The organism is Pantoea sp. 9140 (assembly GCF_000745295.1).
GTDB lineage: Bacteria > Pseudomonadota > Gammaproteobacteria > Enterobacterales > Enterobacteriaceae > Pantoea > Pantoea vagans.
The window spans coordinates 2,164,120-2,181,761 of the sequence record NZ_JQNO01000001.1; the positions used below are offsets into that span (position 1 = coordinate 2,164,120).

9 protein-coding genes, 1 tRNA gene and 2 pseudogenes are annotated in these 17,642 nt (G+C 53.3%); 5 read left to right on the plus strand and 7 right to left on the minus strand.

Translation table 11 applies throughout. The features are described 5' to 3' along the window. The first annotated feature begins 88 nt into the window (after nt 1-88). Both mtfA and FA92_RS10270 read left to right on the plus strand, forming a co-directional pair. On the plus strand, nt 89-865 hold the full coding sequence (gene mtfA, locus FA92_RS10265) for a DgsA anti-repressor MtfA (RefSeq protein WP_197061497.1): 777 nt from the start codon (nt 89-91) through the stop codon (nt 863-865). A gap of 103 nt (nt 866-968) precedes the next feature. Then, nucleotides 969-1,044 (plus strand) — tRNA-Asn (locus FA92_RS10270). Nucleotides 1,045-1,240: 196 nt separating this feature from the next. Here FA92_RS10270 and FA92_RS10275 read toward each other — a convergent pair. Next, nucleotides 1,241-1,450 (minus strand): annotated as a pseudogene (locus FA92_RS10275) (LysM peptidoglycan-binding domain-containing protein); the annotation flags it as partial. A gap of 204 nt (nt 1,451-1,654) precedes the next feature. Between FA92_RS10275 and FA92_RS10280 the strand changes: the two are divergent. After that, nucleotides 1,655-1,915 carry a GlsB/YeaQ/YmgE family stress response membrane protein gene (locus tag FA92_RS10280; RefSeq protein ID WP_033783412.1) on the plus strand — a complete coding sequence of 87 codons (261 nt, stop codon included), beginning with the start codon at nt 1,655-1,657 and terminating at the stop codon, nt 1,913-1,915. 25 nt (nt 1,916-1,940) lie between these two features. Further along, on the plus strand, nt 1,941-2,321 hold the full coding sequence (locus FA92_RS10285) for a YidB family protein (protein ID WP_033783414.1): 381 nt from the start codon (nt 1,941-1,943) through the stop codon (nt 2,319-2,321). A gap of 264 nt (nt 2,322-2,585) precedes the next feature. Here the strand turns inward: FA92_RS10285 and FA92_RS23595 are convergent, their stop codons facing one another. The 3 genes from FA92_RS23595 to FA92_RS22610 form a co-directional block, all read right to left on the minus strand. Next, nucleotides 2,586-3,125 (minus strand): SymE family type I addiction module toxin, encoded by a 540-nt coding sequence (locus tag FA92_RS23595; RefSeq protein WP_234366547.1) that lies wholly within the window; start codon nt 3,123-3,125, stop codon nt 2,586-2,588. A 186-nt stretch (nt 3,126-3,311) separates the two neighbouring features. After that, nucleotides 3,312-3,602, minus strand: coding sequence for a barstar family protein (locus FA92_RS10295; protein WP_033783416.1), 291 nt, complete (start codon nt 3,600-3,602; stop codon nt 3,312-3,314). Nucleotides 3,603-3,604: 2 nt separating this feature from the next. Next, the gene (locus FA92_RS22610) at nt 3,605-3,856 is read right to left on the minus strand and encodes a ribonuclease domain-containing protein (protein WP_081917183.1); all 252 of its coding nucleotides are present in this window, start codon (nt 3,854-3,856) and stop codon (nt 3,605-3,607) included. Between FA92_RS22610 and FA92_RS22615 the strand changes: the two are divergent. Then, a pseudogene (locus FA92_RS22615) lies at nt 3,838-3,999 on the plus strand (SymE family type I addiction module toxin); the annotation flags it as partial. The gene FA92_RS22610 and the pseudogene FA92_RS22615 sit on opposite strands and share 19 nt — an antisense overlap. 15 nt (nt 4,000-4,014) lie before the next feature. Here the strand turns inward: FA92_RS22615 and FA92_RS10300 are convergent. The 3 genes from FA92_RS10300 to FA92_RS10310 are packed head-to-tail and all read right to left on the minus strand — an operon-like array spanning nt 4,015 to nt 17,544. Beyond that, the gene (locus FA92_RS10300) at nt 4,015-4,371 is read right to left on the minus strand and encodes a hypothetical protein (protein WP_033783417.1); all 357 of its coding nucleotides are present in this window, start codon (nt 4,369-4,371) and stop codon (nt 4,015-4,017) included. Between the two features lie 6 nt (nt 4,372-4,377). Continuing rightward, the gene (locus tag FA92_RS10305) at nt 4,378-15,861 is read right to left on the minus strand and encodes a hemagglutinin repeat-containing protein (RefSeq protein WP_081917136.1); all 11,484 of its coding nucleotides are present in this window, start codon (nt 15,859-15,861) and stop codon (nt 4,378-4,380) included. A gap of 15 nt (nt 15,862-15,876) precedes the next feature. Continuing rightward, a complete protein-coding gene (locus FA92_RS10310; RefSeq protein WP_033783420.1) occupies nt 15,877-17,544 on the minus strand; it encodes a ShlB/FhaC/HecB family hemolysin secretion/activation protein in 1,668 nt (555 codons plus the stop codon). Between the last annotated feature and the right edge of the window lie 98 nt (nt 17,545-17,642).

The following is a 17,642-nucleotide window of genomic DNA, read 5'->3' on the forward strand; positions in this document are numbered from 1 at the left end:
AGACAGAAGATGCCAGCATTCGATGCTGGCATTTTTATGTCTGCCGCGTCAGGATAATGACATAGCCCGGTTCTGTGCAGGAGTTGCGATGTTTAAATGGCCCTGGAAAACGCATAACGACACCATGCTGGCGGCACTGCCGTGGCAACAGGCGCTTTCACAGCCTGTCTTCAGCCCGCTGGATGAGTCTGAACAGCAGGCGCTGGTGGAGCTGGCAAAGCGCTTTCTGCAACAGAAAAAACTGGTGCCTCTCGGGGGCGTTCAGCTGGATGAACTGCGCAGCGTGCGGATCGCCCTGCTCTTCTCTCTGCCAGTGCTGAAGCTGGGTCTGGAGTGGCTGGACGGTTTTCATGAGGTGCTGATCTATCCCGAACCGTTTGAGGTTGACGATCAGTGGCAGGATGAAGATGGGCTGGTTCACAGCGCGCCTGCCGTTCACGCCGGACAGAGCTGGACCCAGGGACCGGTCGTCCTCAACTGGCTTGATATTCAGGACTCTTTCGATCTCTCCGGCTTTAATCTGGTGATCCATGAGGTGGCACACAAACTGGATGCGCGCGGCAGCGGTTATACCAGCGGCGTTCCAGTCATGCCGCTGCGTGACGTAGCCCAGTGGGAAAAGGATTTGCGAGCCGCGATGGCAGAGATTGAAAGTGAAGTGGAACTGACAGGCGAACAGGCTGCGACTATCGATCCCTACGCGGCCAGCGATCCGGCGGAGTGCTTCGCCGTACTCTCTGAATATTTCTTTACGGCTCCGGTTCTGCTGGCCGAACGCTTTCCCGCTATGTATCAGCATCTGCGCCAGTTCTACCAGCAGGATCCCCTGAGCCGGATAGCTTCTGACACGGCTCAAACTGCTTAAATCCCGATCGCATTGCGCTAAAGCTAGCCAGTTGAATGATAATGTATTTTTTGCTGTTGACACCTCAGTGCGACGCCGCTAATATTCGCCTCGTTCAAACGATTCCTCTGTAGTTCAGTCGGTAGAACGGCGGACTGTTAATCCGTATGTCACTGGTTCGAGTCCAGTCAGAGGAGCCAGAATTTAGAAAAGCCCGCTCAGGGAAACCTGAGCGGGCTTTTTGCTTTTCAGTATTGCCAATTTTCTCCTCCTTTCTGATTACCATCTGGACCCGCCTGCAGTTACCCGCACATTCCTGATGAGTCCGGCGGCCATAACTGCAAAAAACCAGCCGGGCAATCCCTGCTCTGGCTGGCTTGTCTCCTCGGCTAACGATTACTCGGGAATAGTCAGTACCTGACCCGGCGCAATATTATCCGGGTTGCTAAGGATGTTTTTATTCGCCTCAAAGATTTTCATATATTTTGATGCGTCATTATATAACTGCTTAGCGATTGCGCTGAGCGTGTCCCCGGATTTGACCGTATAAGTGCGGACACCTGCTGCTGAGGCATCGGTCTTATTCTCAACATTTTTATCAACGCTATGTAACAACTCATCGCCAATATTTTTAATATTATCCAGAATGCTCATAATTACTCCCCTATCGTTTCCGATACGTTTAGTTTAATTAAAAAAACAGGATTGCCAGACAAATACTACGCGGCGTACGATACACCTGCTTTTATTTCGTGGATTAAACCACTGCTAAACGTGCAGTAATTTATATAAAAAGAAGGATGTTAATTGATGGGTATAATGTCATGGGTTGTATTTGGTTTGCTCGCCGGTATTATCGCCAGATGTATTATGCCAGGTAAAGAACATATGGGCATTTTCATGACCATAATTCTGGGTATTATCGGTGCGCTGATTGGCGGTGTGGCCAGTACGGCTCTGGGCTTTGGCAAGGTCAGTGGTTTCAATATTTACAGCATTGCGATTGCAACCCTTGGTTCAATTATTGTGCTGTTTGTTATTCATAAAATCAGAGCATGTAAACAGTCTTAAGCGCTTACTATTTAGGGGAAATAAAATGAGTTTACTGGAAACGGTGCTGGCGATGTGCGGCCTGAATACTCAGACCAGTCAGGAAGTGAAAGGTGTGCTGGAGTGGGTGGAGCAGCAAGGCGGTTTACACACTATCGTAAGTCATCTTCAGAGCGGCGAGTACAGTGAAGTGGTTAACTCCTGGCTGAGCGATCAGCAGAACGTTGCCCTGAGCAGCGATCTGGTGCAGAAGATGATTAACTCTGAGGCCATTGAGCAACTGGCTGCACGGATGGGGATCAACACCAGCGATGCACTGAATCTGCTGGTCAAATATCTGCCACAGCTGGTGGATAAGGCATCTTCAGCGGGCGTGATTGATAAAAAAGCCGATCTCACCGGGCTGGTCAGTCAGTTGATGCACTGAATATGATGCAATTGGAAGATAAAAGCCTGCTACTTAAGTATTGGGCTTTTATCTTTTGGGTTAGTCAGGATTAATTAAGTCAATTTTTGGCAAGCTCTTTTCAACGTTGATAGAAATTATTCAGATGACCCTATAGCAAATATCAAGATTCAACTTTAGGATCACCTGCATTTAGCTTGCCAGGTGAATTCACCAGACAGGTGTTATCACAATCACTGACTGAATCAACTCACATTATGTGAGCCATTTACCTGCATTAGAAAATTACATTTGAACACTTTCCGGAATCAACAAAAGACAACCCTGCTCAATCTTCACCGTAATAACGGTTCCGGTATCAAATCCTGCTTCGCGCAGCCATTTCCCGCTCAGATGTATTGCAGGTGTAGTGCAATCACCACGTTTAGGCTGATAGCCGATGGTATAGCGACGTTGTGTTTTAGATGGTACGCTTTTAATTGAGAAATGGCGTTGATCGAGGTTCGCGTTCATAGGGAAGTCTCCAGTATGCATCTGAATCGCCACCTGAGGTTCCAATCTCATGGGTGGCAGACTGAACGAGGTTGGAACTACCGGGCACACTGAACCGGCGCACCCTAAGGTGCCCTCGCCCAGCCCACCATTGAGGTGAAGCGAGACGTACGACAATAAAAAATTGTCGCCAGTATGCTTAACCGGAGTTCCAATTCCGTAGCCTGATTTTGCAGGCGCAGAAGTAAGAATACGTCGGTTAACGTTGGACGACAACAGGTAGAGCTGGAACACAACTCGCAGATAATAAACGAAGTCTCCTGCCTCGAACATAGGATTCTACTTTTTATATGAAGTTCCATTAAGAAGCACAGCGACACGCGCCATCCAGACTCTCCCGTCACTAATGCGACCAATTTGAGCTCACCATCGCACCTGATGAGCTCAGTTTTGATGCTGGAAAGATGAGAATTTTATGGCTTAGTAGCCAAGAACCCAGCCAACTGACCGGCATTATAATTACTTTAAGATATAATAAAATCTCTCAGACCAATTAAATTTGATATCTTGTTGTTTTGATTTCTCGAAGATCTGAACAATTCTATGAAAGCATTCACCAAGATATTGTTTAGATTGCTCAGAGTTTATCCATATTATTGTTACTGGCCTTTCCACGTCATTACTTAGACGATCTCTAAGAGCCTCAAGATTAGTTCCATAATAAGGGCCAAAATCTAATAACTTAGACATAAACTTATGGAAGTCCTGCTCATTTTTTATTTCTGAACCATCTAAAATTATTTCATTCATACTCACTTCCACTTACCAATTGAAGTCGCAGTGCCATAGTGGTCAGTCGTAATATTAAGCAAACCATCATTTGAGTATAACAATCTTGTGCTTGGCTGGTTGCCTCTCGACAAAGTATTATTTAACCCTATATCAGCTTCTCGCCACATTCGACCCTGTACTGAAGGCAGGATGTTAGTCGAGTTATCAAAAATGTCCCCGCCTAACTGGCCGCCAGGTGTAGTATTGTTAAATGCAGCCGAACCCGCTGCCACAACTGACCACTAAAGGCCGCTGGCTGGAAGCACTGGGATTTACGACCGGGCAGAAGATCGAGGTGATCACCGGGCCTGGGCAGTTGATCATCCGCCTGACGACTGAAGGGTTACTGACTCATAAAAGTAAAATCCCGGTTTGATGGCCGGGATTTCAATCAGTAAGCGATTACAGGATAATCACCTTGGCTTGTAGTGATTACATAAGATTCAAAGCCGTTGTTTTCAGGAACGATATATATATTGCTCTCGTTACCAAAGAACAATTTCAATATTTCACCATCTAGCAAAGAGCATAACTCAACCCTTTGATTAAGATATGAAAACAGGAGATTACTTGTTGATATATCCTCGCCATGCCCTACATGAAATGAGTTTTTTTTCTCACATCTAAAGGGACACTGGATGAGTATATGTGTTCCTGATGAGAACAGCAAAACCAACGATCCTATTCCAACGGTAACCCCAGTAAATATCGCCCCCTCAAATTCATGGAGTTCATTCTCAGTAATCATTTAACCTTACCTTTTTGGTGGCATCGTATTTGCAGGGAGTGGTACATGTGTTTCTCCTCGAGTACCAGTACCTCCTGTAGCTGGATTTGTTGGCTGACCATTCTTAACGGATATCCAATATCCATTTTCTAGTCCCGGAACAGGCGTTGCTCCTGGAGGCATAACTCTTATATACGAACTATTAGGACTACCAGGATTCGTATTTGGTGGATAATATATAGTACTTCCGGATGTTCTCCCAGGCTTGCTTATCCAACCCTGAGGAATGACTGGCCCTTGGGCTGGGTTCGTAAACTCTTGCAATTTTGGCGGTATCTTAGGAACTGAAGTTTTGGACATTCCATTTGTCTGAGCTTCTCCATCCGCGTTAATAATCCCAGGAGTCATCGGATTTATCGGTATGATTTTTAATGAACGATCCCCACGCTCCTGTTTCCGCTCATCTTCATCATGTCCGGGTTTGCCCCCCAAAGCATTATTCTCAACCGCATTCTTACCGGCAACCGCCCCCTGAATGCCACCCTCAACAGAACCGGATGCTAGACCCGCAGACAACTGTGCGGCCAACTGGCCGAGCGCGCTAACAATCTGCTTCTGATCCTGCGTCAGTTCGCTGGCCTGCTTGCCGGGGTACATCGAGCTGAGGATAGCTCTGGCCATCAGCTCACCACCTGCCGCCCCCGCAGCACCCGCTGTTGCGCTGTTTCCTGCCAGCTGAGCCAGCACTGCACCTGCGACCGCGTGCGCCATGGTGTTAGCCAGGACGTTAGTCTGCTCCTGTCCGTTAACAAATGTGCTGGTAGCGTGCTTGATTTTATTGGCGATATACGGTGCCATCCCACCTGCTGCGGCTGCGCCCAGGTTGCTTGCGCCAAGGCCGCCCAGCACGCCGGTCACCGCTGCTGCCGCCATGGAATAGCTGCCGCCTGTGCCCCACTTTTCTGCAACCGCCTTATAACCCTCATCTTTTACAATCAGATCGTTTAATGCCGCCCTGGATAAAGTGGCATTTTGCGGGTTCGCTTTTAGCAACCGTTCTAAGGTCTCTTTTTCAGCAGCCTGCATTTTGTAGCTGCTGATATCGCCTGCCACACGCTGGCCCAGCTCCTGGATTCCCTGAGCGAACTCAAGCTTGCGTGAGACCTTATCTTTGTCGAATATCTTGTCAATATGGCCGTTGGCGTTGTCGGTATCTCTGCTCAGGTCCGCGACGTTCTGTGTCTGAGCCTGACCATTACGTACAGTGATGGCGCCGTCCGCCACGGCTGAACGGGTGGTGCCGGATGCACTGCCATGAGTATTTGCAGAAGTGGGTATCGCGCCGCCTGACATTTGCTTTTGTTCATAGCCACCACTCATGCTGATCGATGAGCTGCTGGCTTTGTAAGAAGCGTGGTTGTCGATGTCAGACCAGCCCAGCGTACCGGTGGAGAGCGCATTGTTCGCGGACTGCGCCGTTGAGGCGATGACCGCGCCATTCAGCTGGGTGTGGTTGCCAACATAGATGTCATAGCCGCCATTCCCTGCAAACAGGCCGCTCTGATCGCCGACGCTGGCGTACTCACTGTTCACTTTGCTCTGGCTCAGACTGAGGCCAGCGGAGCCGGTCATGCTGCCGAACGTGAAGCTGAATCCACCGCTGGCACTTTGCTGTTTGCTTTGATAATCATCGGTATCCTGCAGGCTGGTCATTGTGAGGTCATGACCAACATCAGCAACAATCCGGTTACCCAGTGCCTGCGCGCCAGACAGCACGGTATCGTTGCCGCTGCTCAGGGTGAGGTCATTGCTGGCGTTCACCCGGCTGTTCACGTAATCGGTGGTTTTGCCGTTCTCCTTGCCGCTGGCCATAAAACCACTGGCCTGCACACCAATGCCTGTATCTTTACCTATTGCGACATGAATGCCGCCACTCCAGCCAGACGCTTTATTGCTGCTCTTCTGTTCAGTGTTATTGGTTGCCGCCGTGAGGTTGAGATCGTGCGCCGCAGCAAGCGTGACATTTTTGCCGGTAATGCCGCTGCCCGAGAGTGTAATATCACCGCTGCTGCCGTTAGCGCCGGTCGCCACCACGGCAATGTTGCCGCCGCCATTGAGTGAACTACCTTTTACAGCATTGGCATTATATTCCGATGAGGATTTACTCTTACTCGCGCCGACGCTGAGCTCAATTTTAATCCCTGCCTGGTTCATATTGCCGTTTGCCAGCGCCTGACCAGACTGCATGGCTTTTCCGCCCGACATCGCCCAGCCACTTTCCAGTGCTTTTACCGCACCCAGGGCTTTAAGCCGACCGTCGCCCGCCTCGCTGGCAGACTTTGCCTGTTCTCCAAGGCTTAATAAGGCGTCGGTAATTGGGCTGGTAAGCTGAAGGGTTAAGCCACTTTTCTTCTGCTCATACACCTGACGACGACTGACAAGATCATTGCCCGTATCAATATCAACGGAGCCGCCAACCACGCTGATATCTTTTTTAGCGATGACATCTGAGCCGCTGATGTGGGCATTATTACCGGCGATCAGCGTGACGCTACCGCCAGTGCTGCCTACGGCGCTGGCGCTCTGGCTTTGGGTAGTGCCGTCGCGATTAAGCTGCTGACGAGTAGAAGCGCTACCGAAGGTCACGCCTATACTCCCGCCGCTCATCATGCCGCTCTTTTTGGTCTCTTTGAGGCTATAGCTATGCTCCTCTTCAGTGGCCGCGGTGATGGCAAGATCACGTCCTGCCTTCAGCGCAACGTTGTTATCGCCTACTACGCTGGAACCCGTCACAGTCACATCACGTCCGGCGACGATCGCGACATTGTTTCCACTTAACGCCGAAGACTGTTCAGTTGTGGCTGAGTTTTCATGAACTGTGTGTGTGGTTTTTTTAGAGAAGAGCTTTTTCTTAACTTTTGTATCTTCGTCGTAGTGATAATCGCTTTCGGTTGCCGTAGTGATAGCCACGTCGCGTCCTGCCTGAACAGCAAGATCGCCTCGCGCATCCACTCTCGCCGCTTCCGCGACCATATCCCTACCCGCTTTAACCGTCGTACTCCCACCGCTGGCAATTTCAGTGCCCTGCTGGCGTACCGACTCATTAATCTCAACCTTCTTGCCGGATTTGTAGCTATTGCCAGATCCGGTTTCAGCCGCCAGCAGATTGACGTCACGCCCTGCCTGTAAGGTGACATCTTTGTCTGCGGCAATACCTGCCGCCTGGCTATTAAGATCGCGTCCGGCCTGAAGGGCTAAATCGCCGCCGCTGGTCAGCGTCGTGCGATCCAGACCGGTTGAATGGGTTTCACGTTTGCCCTTCACATCACTCTGGCTGGTCGTCGCGCTGTTGAGATTAAGATCGTTACCGGCTGCCAGCGCCGCGTTTTTGCCGGCGTTGATGCTGCTGGCGGTAACCGTCAGATCGTGGCCCGCCTGCATCGCCAGATTGCCGCCTGCGGCAATCTGGCTGCCGACGGTATGGACGGTCTTAGTGCTGGTCGCATCAACTTTTTGCCAGCGATTTCCGGAACCGGACTGCGCGCTGCCAGTGACGTTCTGATTGCCGGTGATGGCAATATCATTCCAGGCGTTCAGCAGCAGATCGCTACCCGCTTTGAGGTTCGCGCCAGTGACCGCAATATCGTTGCCCGCCTTGAGGCTCAGTGAATCCAGTGACGTGATGCTCGCCATTGGCCCGCTCAGGGTTTCGGTATAGGATTTCTTCGCACCCTTACCGTTGTCTGCATCCAGATGCCAGAGCTGCGACGTAGTCAGGTTGTTGATGTCACCGTTAACACTCTCCAGTGCCACCTTTTTACCGCTAATAGTCGCGCTGACGTTGTTGATATCGTTCAACGCGCTAAGTTGCATATCGCCACCTGCATGGAGCAGACCAGCTTTGAGGTTACTGAGCGTATTCTGGCTGTCGATGGTCAGATCGTTTTTGGCCATCACGCTACTGCCGGTGTTGGTGACGTTCCCGCCGTTCAGCGTCACGTTGTTCCCGGCAATCACGCTGCCATCGCGCATTTCCACATCTTTTGTCGACAGATAGAGCTTCGGCACCATCACCGTTTCACCGTTGATCGTGGTGGCTTCCCACCAGACCATGCTCTTGTCTAAAGAGGCGAGTTGCTCAGCGGAGAGTGAAACACCAAACTCCAGGCCCAGCGACTGCTGCGCCGCTGCAGCGTTGTCCATCAGATAGCGCATCTGGGCAAGATCGGATCCCAGGCCATTGATGTAGCGATTGCCGGTCTGGTTCAATACCGCATTGCTGACGTAGCGGGTATCAAATGCCGCATCGCCGAGAAAACGATAATCATAATCTGGCTTCAGGTTCAGACGATCGAGCATGTATGAGGAGCCGAGGAAAGCCTTCTCATCGGTATACTGAGGACGTGTTTCCTGTAATGGCGTGGTAGCAGGCTGTTTGCCCAGCTTTGCGTTCAGCTCGCCGAACAGGCTCTGATCCAGCTGGCCCAGACCATTGAGTTTGGGGTTAACGGTAATCAGATAGCGGCTATTGTTGTTCGACGCGACAAAGTAACCGTTCTCACCTGAAGGTAATGGATAGGCGCTGATATCGACCTCAGCGGCCTTATAGTTATTCAGTGACGCATGACCCTGAGGAGCATTTGTCAGGTTGACGGCTTTACCCAGTGCGGCGTTGTTTTTACCCGCCGGAGAATATTGCGTGAGCTGTGCACTACCCGGTGAAGCACTCTCCAGCGCCCCTGCGCCATTGACCTGCTGTAGCGCATTCTGGAGCTGATCGCGCCATTGCGGCGTATTGATAGCGGCTTTATCGGCTGTTGCCAGTGGCTGATGAGACTGCGCGCCAGCGGTGCCTGCAGCGGTTAAGCCGCGTAAAGCCGGGGCCGAAAGAGTATTACCACTCCAGCCAGCATTCGCTGTGGTGTTGGTATTACTGATATCGCCGCTGAAGTTAGCAGAGACATTGCCTCCGGCCTGAATAACGGCGCGGTAGAGTTGGCCAGGTGTAAAGGTGGTTTCGTGTCCGGTAAGGGTATAAGTAATGAAATTACTTTCAGTACGCAGTTGGCCCGTCCCTTTGAAAGGGCCGGTGCTGGAACCTGGCACATTATCGGTAGGCTTATTACCTTTATATTCATATACCGCATAGTCATTCTGTACACCGGCCTGCCACGACTGATTATTTAAATTATCTCCGCCAAGGCTGATATTTCGGTTCGCGAGCAAATTACTTGCCTTGTTGTCCAGATTACTGGCTCTTATCAGCAAGTCGCGCCCGGATGAAACCAGGCCTGCCCCACCGTTGCTACTGACATCTATTGTTGAACTGGAAAGGGAAAATTTTTTAATCAACGCTGACTGAAAAGGCGCATAGTAACTTTTTGTAGTGGTGTGAACAGAGCAGCCACCATCAGCACCAGCACATCCGCCACCACTTTCAGTTGTAGTGGTGACCGTATAGTAGCCATAAGAACCCGTAGCTAACTCATTAACATTAACTTTGATTGTGGCATTGCCCACACCTGCCCGTGAAGGCGAGGTCGTGTCCGTCTGCGATGTACTCAGCCCATCCCGCGTATTCAGCAGATGCCCCGTATTAATTGTGATATCGCCGTTCTGCGTTTCGATGGTGCCGGAGTTATTAATTACCTCGCCGTTGGCATTCCCCGCGGCATCGCCCTGAAGCCACATGCTACCGCCTGCCAGCATATCGGCACGCTGGTTACGAATGCTGTTAGCAAACAGCGAGAGATTACCGCCCGCATAGAGCAGCGCGGTGTTAACGATACTGCCCGGAGCGCTGAGGGTCAGATTGCCCAACGTACCCGTAAAACCATCAACCGTGATGTCACTGCGGCTGTTCAGGCTGATATTACCGCCGCCCTGCAGGCTGCCATTTCCGTTCATGGCGATGCGGTTGCCGCTTAAGGCACTGTCACCCGAACCGGTAGTGAGCTGACCACTATTGGTGAGATCGCCGCCTGCACTCAGCGTCAGCGCCCCGCCCTGCATCGTGCCCTGGTTATCTATCGCGCCATTACTGCTGACGGTGAGTCGCCCGCCCGCAGCCAGCACATCGCGACCGGTAAAGCCATTCGCGATCTCCAGCGTGGCGTTACCCAGCGCCACCACCTGTCCGCTCTGGTCAAAGCCGTTGCTGTGAACCAGCAGGTCGCCGCCGCTGAACAGACGACCACTACCTTGCTGACCGACCTGAGCGGCCATCACACTTAGCCGGTTATTACCCAGCAGCGTGCCGCTGTTGTTGACCTGCTGATAATTAACCTCAAGGTTGCCACCCTGGGCTGTGCCCTGGTTGCTGAAGCCATTGCCGGTAAATGTGCCCTGGCCGTCGGCCAGCAGCGTTCCATTGTTGCTGGCATTGGTCGCATTGAGAATCAGCTGTGACGCCTGCAACCAGCCGTTGTTATTCAACTGCGGCGTATTGAGAGTCTGCACGCCACCCGACAGCCACCGGCCTTCATTTTGCGTTAAGCCAGTTATCGTCGCGACACCGTTGCCATTGCCCTGAATCAGGCCATAGTTAAACAGTTCCGGCGCGGTCAGCGTCAGGGCGTTTTGCGTGAGCATGGCGCCGTTACCGCCGTTAGTGATGCGCCCACCGGCATTGATCAGCAGGCTGTTGTCACCCTGTAAGCGCCCGTTGTTCTCCACCGCACCACTGGTGATCTGCAGGTCGCCGCCCTGCACGCGTCCGGCATTACTGAGTGACGATGACTGAAGCGTCAGCCTGCCTGCGCTGAGCAGCGTTTTATCCTGCTGCTGGGTCAGAGCACCGTTAAGGCCCACCGTCAGCGCCTCGACACCGGTCACGGCGCCGTTATTGTTTAACGTGTCACCGCGCAGCGTCAGGTTTCTGGCAATCCATTCGCCCTGATTGGTCAGCGTCAGTGCCTGTAGCGCCGCCGTACCATTGGCCGAAATCTTGCTGCCCGCGCCCGCATCAAGGCGGTCCGCCAGAATCAGTTGCAGCGCATCCGCACTCTGGATCGCGCCATTATTGGTCAGTTGCCGGGCATTCAGCAGGATCTGCTGACCCTGCCAGCTGCCGTTATTCACAACGTCACCGCCGTTGATGTTCAGCGTGCCCTGCGTCAACAGCGATCCGCCCTGATTATTGATCAGCTGACGTGCTGGTGCGGCCAGCGCCCTGAGCAGCATTCGCCCGCTCACCTGTGGCATTGCCGCAAACGTTAATGCCTGTAACCCAATCAGGCTGCCCTGATTAATGACGCTGGCGGGTGTGATAGTCAGGGTTTTACCCTGCACCGATCCGCTGTTATTCAGCGCAGCACCGTTCAGCGTCATTGCCCCTTCACTGAGCAGTGAGCCGCTGTTGTTCAGCGTGCCAGCCGCAACCTGGGCTTTGTCCTGACTCATCAGAGAGCCGGTGTTATGCAGCTCATTGCTGATGCTGACGTTCAGATCTTTGCTGCCCAGCAGCGATCCCTGATGCAGCCAGTTGTCCGCAATAACCGTTGCCTGCTCGCCCTGTAGCAGCCCCTGAGTGTTAATCTGGCCTGCATTGAGCGTCAGTGTTCCGCCGCTCAGCGTTTTGCCGCCGGCTGATTGGGTGATGTTATCGGCCTCTGCAGTCAGCGCCGTATTGCCCTGTAACAGACCGTCGTTGTTCAGGCTGTTGGTCTGTAACCCCAGCCGGTTCGCCATGATTTTGCCGCTGTTGCTCAGCGTGCTGGCATTCAGGTCGCTTTCTCCCTGACTGACCAGCGAGCCACTGTTGATCAGATCGCTGGCGATGTCAGCGCGCAAGGCGCTGATGCCATTGATGCTGCCGCGATTGGTAAGCGAATCCAGCGTGACGTCGAGTTGCTGACCCTGCCAGCTGCCATCATTGGTCGCACTGCCACCCCTGACGATCAGCCGATCGCCGCTCAGTAATTGCCCATTGTTGTGATTGAGTGTCTGAGCAAATCCGACATCCAGCAGCGCGTCGCCCTGTAGCAGCCCGCCGTTTTCCAGCGTATTGCCGCTGGCGCTGAGTTGCTGTGCTGCAATCTGACCGCTGTTACTGAGTGTTTGTGCGTGCAGATCGGCCTGCTGACCGGTCACGATCTGACCCGTTCCGCTGTTCGTCAGCGTATCGCTAATCTTAAGATCAAGGTTGTCACTCAACAGGCGTCCGCTGTTGTTGAGACGGTTGCCGTTGACCGCAAGTTTACCGTTAACCTGCAGCAACCCATCGTTATCCAGCTGATCTAAGGTCAGCGTCAGCGGTCCTCCGGCGATCAACTGCCCGCCATTGAGGTTATGCAGCTGCTGATGATCCAGCGTTAAGGTGCTGTTGCCCTGTAGCAGACCGGCATTACTGAGCACTGGCGCATGCAGGCTGAGCTTATCCGCCGCCAGTGTGCCCTGATTATCAATCTCCGCTGCCTGCAGATTCATCTGCTGCTGGCTGAGCAGACTGCCGCTGTTGGTCAGCGCACCGTTAATCACAGCGGTGAATGCTTTTCCGCTAAGAACGGTACCGTCGTTCTGCAACGTCCCCGCGTTAAATGTCATCTCCCCGGCCTGCATTGCACCGTGGTTATTTAAAGCAACAAAGTCACCGTCCAGCGTGCCGTCACTGAGCAACTGGCCGCCCTGCTGATTGTCCAGCTGGTTGCCCTGCAACGTAATCTGCTGATTTCCCTGGATCAGGCCGCTGTTGATCATGTCACCGCGCAGCGTCAGCGCCTGTGCAATCAGCCAGCCGCTGTTATCGGTGTGGTCAGATTTCAGCGCGATGCCCTGCTGCCCCAGAATTTTGCCACTATTGACCAGGGTATCGCTCTGCAAATCGGCGTCAGTCTCACTCAGGGCATTGCCGCTGTTCTGCCAGTGGTCAGCCTTCACTGTCAGCTGCTTGCCCTGTATCAGTCCGCTGTTGTCCAGCGTCTGGTGTTTCACACTCAGCTGGCCTGCGCTCAGCAGCGTGCCGTTGTTGGTTAACGCGCTGCCCTGCAACGACAATGCCTTGTCGCCCTGGACCGTTCCGCTGTTAGTGATCTGACTGACATCACTGTTCAGCGTGCCGGCAGCCATCGTTCCCTGATTGATCAGCGCATCGCCCTGTAACCGGAGCTGATCATCTGCCAGCAATTTACCGCCCTGCTGATTATGTAAGTTTTTGAGTGTGGTGCTCAGGCTGGCAGCGTTGATCTCTCCGCTGTTGTTCAGCTGGTCGCCTATGACAGTCAGTGTTTTGCCGCTGGTGATCAATCCGCTGTTATTGAGCTGTGGCAGCGCGAGGGCAAAGTCGTTGTCAGAGCTGATCGTACCCGCAGCCAGGTTATCCAGCTGCCCGGTATGGAAGGAGAGCAGCTTAGTGCCCTGCAGCAGGCCGCTATTAGTGATTTGCCCGGCGGTGAGAGTCAGATTGGGTGCAGTTAATGAACCTGTATTGCGCAGCTGCGCGCTGTTCAGGATGAGGGCGTTCTGACTACTGATGGCGCCCTGATTTTCCAGCCAGCCACGGGCGGTCAGCTGCGCGTCACCCCGGGCCGTGAGCGAGCCGTTTTGTTGCAGCGTATCGGCGTTCATCACAGCATCGCTATGACTCACCATCCCGCCGCTGTTAATCAGTGTCGGGGCATCAATTTGCAGACGCTGACTGACCATATTGCCGCTGTTGCTGAAGGTGTCAGCGATATTAAACGCTGCATTCCCCTGCGCGGAGAGCGTGCCGTCCTGATTCAGACGATTAGCAGTGAGCAGGGCATCGCCGCTGCTGAGCATTTTTCCGCTGTTGTCGAGCGTGCCGCTGGTTATATCCAGGCTATTTCCGCTCAGTTCACCGCTGTTACTTAACCGATCGGCGACTTTCAGCTGCAATCTGCCCTGGGATGAGAGCATTCCATCCTGCTGCAGGATGCCAGAGGTAATATCTGTCTGCTGACTGCCCAGCAGATTCCCGCTGTTAAGCAGCGATCCACTGTGGATATTCAGACTGCTGCCGCTCACTTCACCGCTGTTGTTCAGCGTGCCGGTAACGTTAAGCTGATTAATGTTGCTGGCTGAAAGGGTGCCGCGCTGCTGCACGCTGTCCGCGCTGATCAGCGCATCGCCAGTGCTTAACAGCCTGCCCCCGTTATTGATTGCCCCACTTTGAATGTTCAGGCTGCTGCCGCTGATCTCACCGTCATTGCTGAGCTGTCCGGCAACGACACTGTTATTACCCTGAGCCAGTAACATACCCTGCTGCTGCAGCGTGCTGGTGCGAACCTGCAGGTCACCCTGACTGATCAGGCTGCCACTGTTGATGATCTGTGCGGCCTGAAGATCAAGTTTCTTTCCAGCTGTCATCTGACCGCTATTCTGTAGCTGCGCGCTGGCAGAGAGCTGCATCGCGTCTGCCGCATTGCCGCTGCTGCTGTTATCAATATCCAGAGCGTGGCCGCTGAGACGGGCAGTCTGGCCTGCCGTCAGGCTGCTGCCTTTAAGCGTTATCTGCCCCTGACTGTTCAGGTCGAGCGCCGCGTCGCTACCCAGTTTTGCGCCCGTTAAAGCAATATCCTGCTGCGCTGTCAGCGCAACATTGCCACCCGCTTTATGTTCTCCCTGCAGGGCGATGCTGCTGCCTTTTGCCGTCAGCGTGCCGCTGGTCAGGCTATTGTTAATGCTTAACCGACCCTGCGCATCCAGCACCATATCGCCCTGCCGGGCATTCAGATTACCGAGATTAACGCCGACGCCGTTTTCGCTGGAGACCAGATGGATGCGGTTGGCGTACATGCCACCCAGCGCGCCGGTATCGACGGCGACCGATGGCGCAGCACCCTCGCCGGCAATGGGTGTCACGCTGCCATCTGCGCCAACCCGGTTTGCGCCCAGCGTCACATTGAGATCCCTGGCATGAATGCCCGCGTTGATTTCTGTTGCGCGCGCGATGATCGAAACCGCATCGGCCTGGCTGCCATCCAGCCCTTTACCCTCAATGCTGATGGCACCTTTGGTCACTTCCAGCGACTGCAGATTGCCCTGTGCATCAAGCTGAGGTTTACCCGTGGTCAGCGTCACATTTGGCGTATTAATAAAGCCGCAGCCGTTACAGGTGATGCCATAAGGGTTAGCGACCATAACGTTGGCCGCTTTACCCCCCACTTCGGTGTAGCCCTGAAGCTGCGAACGATTGGCCCCAACCACTTCGTTGATGATTGCCCGGGCTTCCTGCCCCGCTTTCAGATTCGGGTTGTTCTGGATGAGTCCACCGAGTTGCGTCTGCGTTAACCGGTCGGTCGCGTTATTCAGGATCAGCCCTTCCTGGCCGACGTTGTAATTCTGATACTGGTTGTGCGACAGACCTGACGCATTTGGCGTCGCGATGTTGATAACCGGCACGCCATTACCGGCAGCATCGACCTGGGTACCCGGTGTAGCAGGCGTAATCGCGGCCGAAAAAGCAGGCAGCAGGGGCTGAAAAGCGATCAGTGAGCAGATGAGATAGCTCAGCAGACGCCGCGGCAGTGAAAGCGTTAATTGATCATCCATAATCGGGGCCTTTATTTAAAAAACGAGTCCAATACGCGCATAAACACTGAGGCGATCAGGCGCAAGGTAATCGGGATAGCTGACAGGAATGCCCAGCGACAGCTGAGTGGAGACGTGCGCATTTCGGGTACCCAGTCCGAGCGAGCTGCCCCACAAGGTGCCAGCGGCGTAGCGATCCTGTTTGTCGCTCTGAAGCCATCCACCATCCAGCGCCAGCGTGGTACTGACCTCGCCAATGGCGGGCAGGGTAAACAGCGTGTAGTTGAGTTCGTTGCGCAGGTAGCCGCCAACATCGCCGGAAAGATATTGTTCTTTGTAACCGCGAACCGAGTTCTCACCACCTATCGTCAGACGTTCGCTGCCATAAAGCCGATCGGGCGACCACTGGGCGTACAGACTACTCAGCCACCACATTTTCTGCGTCACCGGCCGCTGATAGCTGCTGCTGACACTCCATTTGCGGAATTGCGCTTTGGGGAGATCGTCATTTTTACCGCTGTCGCTTTCGGCATCAAACCAGGGCATCCCGCGACTCAGCATCGGGTTAAGCGTGGCCACCCCGCCCGCGACTTTTTGTGTATGGTTAAAGCCGATCTGCAGACTGGTTAGTTTGCGGCTGCTGCTTTGCAACAGCGTCTGGTTCAGCCAGTTATGGCTGACATAATGGTTCAGCCCGAGCTGAACGCCGGTTTTGATTTGCCCGTTGCGGAACAGCACCCATGAGCCGCTCAGGCGGTTAGAGATGTTATCGCCGTTGCTATACCAGTCGAAATTATTGGCGTTAAAGCGGCTGTGATAATTGCTCCAGCTATAACTGTAATCCAGCAGCCCATAGCCATAAGGCACGCTGACGCCCGCCTGGAAATTTTGCGCGTCACGCCAGTCGCTGAACGCACTGCTGCGACCACCGCTGACAAACCAGCGATCGGCAATGCCCAGCAGGTCATTACCCACCAGCGAGGCGGAAAGCTGACCAGTGCCGGTCGTTCGCTGGCCGCTGTTGTCCATATTCAGCCCCAGCGTCAACGGGAATTCAGGTGTGCTGGTCAGATTGACAATGGAATATCCTGGCTTAGTGGATGGAAGGATTTCAATCTGAACCGGCGTGGTACGCAGCCGGTTTATCTGCTCCATACCCTGTTCAATGTCGCGTAAATTTAAAATGCGACCGGCACCGGTCGGGAATGCCATTTTCAACTGACGTGAACGGGCACCCTGCAACCGAATTTCTTCCAGCCTGCCTTCCAGCACCGTAATCGTTAAAATTCCGTGAGACAGGTTCTGTTCTGTCAGGAAGGCCCGGCTGGTGATATAGCCGCGCTGGACGTACCATTCTGATATTTCGCGTACCAGCTGATTAATGCGCGCCAGACTCAGACACTGATTGATATAAGGCGCGACGAGTTTCGCCTGCTTATCTGGCGTAATTAACGTCGCCTGTTGCAGGATAATCTGGCGGATATCGAAACAGGGACCACTGGCTGGAGCTGGCACGGTTTTTTGCAGCTCAACCTGATGCGCCTGGGTTAACGCGTCGCGCTGCTGCTGATCCTGTTGCAGACGCTGCTGCTGCTGATTCTGAATAAGGTCAAGATCACCGGGCGTAACCGGCGCAGCCATGAGATTACTGATAAACAAACTGGCTCCGAAAACCAGCCACTTCCCTGTATGAGGCATTTTCATCGAAGTATTAACGGCACTTATTGTAAGTTTTGTGTAAGGACAGGCGTGCAGACTACCACCTTAACAATCAGAAGTTCCTTATGGACTTGAAAAAAAGA